Here is a 529-nt window from a genome sequence, read left to right on the forward strand (position 1 = left end):
CATAACCTGTACATCCCGACCGACAACAACACCGGCAAGCTGACCGGTACCCGTATCCACACCCCGTTCCTGTTCACCAAGGAAATCGATTCGTCCAGTCCGTACCTGTACAAGGCGGTGACCACCGGTCAGACCCTCAAATCTGCGGAATTCAAGTGGTACAAAATCAACGACGCGGGCCAGGAAGTGGAGTACTTCAACACCAGGCTTGAGAACGTGAAAGTGGTGAAAGTGAATCCTGAAATGTACGACATCAAGGATCCTTCCAAAGAGAAGCATAACCACCTGGAACGCGTTGAACTGCGTTACGAAAAAATCACCTGGACCTACAAAGACGGCAACATCATTCATTCCGACTCCTGGAACGAACGCGCCACCGCGTAATTCACGAGCGGGCAGAGTTTCTCTGTCCGCTTTTTTGCTGAGTGCCTGTCTGAAACGGGCTTTCAGCAAAGAAAACCACAAACTGCCAGCCTGACCGTATGCGCTTTGGTCCCCTTCACGGGAAACAGCGAGGGGCGGTAGCGTG

Annotated in this window: 1 protein-coding gene; it reads left to right on the plus strand. The window is 52.6% G+C overall.

What is annotated here, in order from left to right; genetic code table 11:
- Window positions 1–384, plus strand: a 384-nt coding sequence (gene tssD, locus NNO02_RS23505) for a type VI secretion system tube protein TssD (RefSeq protein WP_271455902.1), incomplete at its 5' end; no start/stop codon positions are given.
- Window positions 385–529 lie beyond the last annotated feature (145 nt).

Origin of the sequence: Citrobacter sp. Awk 2 (assembly GCF_028069815.1) — a bacterium.
Lineage (GTDB): Bacteria > Pseudomonadota > Gammaproteobacteria > Enterobacterales > Enterobacteriaceae > Citrobacter.